The sequence below is a fragment of the Pseudoduganella buxea genome, from assembly GCF_009720835.1.
Taxonomy (GTDB): domain Bacteria; phylum Pseudomonadota; class Gammaproteobacteria; order Burkholderiales; family Burkholderiaceae_D; genus Rugamonas; species Rugamonas buxea.
The window spans coordinates 1-1,261 of record NZ_WNKZ01000213.1 but is presented as its reverse complement, the minus strand read 5'-3'; the positions used below and the strand labels follow the sequence as shown (position 1 = coordinate 1,261).

The 1,261-nt window shown below is 58.4% G+C and carries 1 protein-coding gene; it reads left to right on the top strand.

The window, feature by feature from the left end; all coding sequences use genetic code 11:
- Positions 1 to 61: 61 nt before the first annotated feature.
- Positions 62 to 1,227, top strand: a protein-coding gene (locus GM672_RS27640) for an IS3 family transposase (protein ID WP_155473689.1) whose coding sequence is annotated in 2 segments (ribosomal slippage) — positions 62 to 314 and positions 314 to 1,227 — 1,167 coding nt in all. Because the reading frame shifts where the segments join, the coding sequence is not laid out codon by codon here.
- The last annotated feature ends 34 nt before the right edge of the window (positions 1,228 to 1,261 follow it).

Below are 1,261 nucleotides of genomic sequence, written 5' to 3'. Positions count from 1 at the left end.
TGAGGTACCCTGACTTTTTCGGACACTTCCGATTGATAAAATTGTCGGAAGGGGCAAGCACATGAAATTGAAAACATACACGCCCGAGTTCAGAGCCGAAGCAGTCAAGCTGGTGCTGGAACAGGGCTTATCGCAGGAACAGGCCGCCCAGCGAATCGGGGTACCAAAAGGGACGCTGGCCAACTGGGTGAGCGCGGCGAAGCGCAGCACAGACCCGGCAGCACCACCGGGCAGCCGAAGCGTTGCGGAGCTGGAAGCCGAGTTGGCAAAGCTGCGTAAAGAGCTGGCCGTGGAGCGGATGGAAAAGGAAGTGCTAAAAAAGGCCACCGCGTACTTTGCGAGGGAGTCGCTGCCCGGTACGCGTTCATGAAGACGGTGCGACTCGAGTACCCGCTTGGCCTGTTGTGCCGTGTATTTGACGTCTCGCGCAGCGGCTATTACGCGGCGCTGGATCGTCCAGCATCGCAGCGTGCACAGGACGACGAGAAGCTGAAGATCGCCATCAAGGCTGCTCATGTTCAAACTCGCCAGACGTATGGACCGTTGCGCTTACAGCCGGAACTGGCCACACAAGGCTTCGAGGCGGGACGTGATCGGATCGTTCGGCTGCGGCGCGAGCTTGGTCTGCGCTGCAAGCAAAAGCGCAGATTTAAGGCGACGACGAACTCGAAACACGCCTATCCGGTCGCACCGAATCTGTTGGAACAGACTTTCGCACCGACAGGGCCAAACGAAGCCTGGGTGAGCGACATCACGTATGTCGCCACCGACGAAGGCTGGCTATACCTGGCGGGCATCAAGGACGTCTTCACATGCGAGATGGTGGGCTACGCGCTCGGGGCCAGGATGACGCAGGAGTTGACGGCACAGGCGCTGTGGAAGGCTGTGCGCAACAAACGGCCGGCGCCAGGCTTGATTCTTCATTCGGACCGCGGCAGCCAATATTGCGCCGACGACTATCGAAAACTGGTCGAGCAGTTCGGCATGAAGGCCTCTATGTCGCGCAAGGGGAACTGCTACGACAACGCGCCCATGGAGAGCTTCTGGGGTAGCTTGAAGAACGAGTTGATCCATCACCAGAGGTATGCAACCAGAGCCGATGCGGAGTCAGCGATTACGGAGTACATCGAAATCTTCTATAACCGCCAGCGGCGCCACTCGCGTCTCGGGTATCTATCGCCAGCATCGTTTGCCGAAGAATTCAGCAGACAGAAGCTGGCTGCTTGAAACGGACGTGTCCACTATTGACAGTGCACCTCAG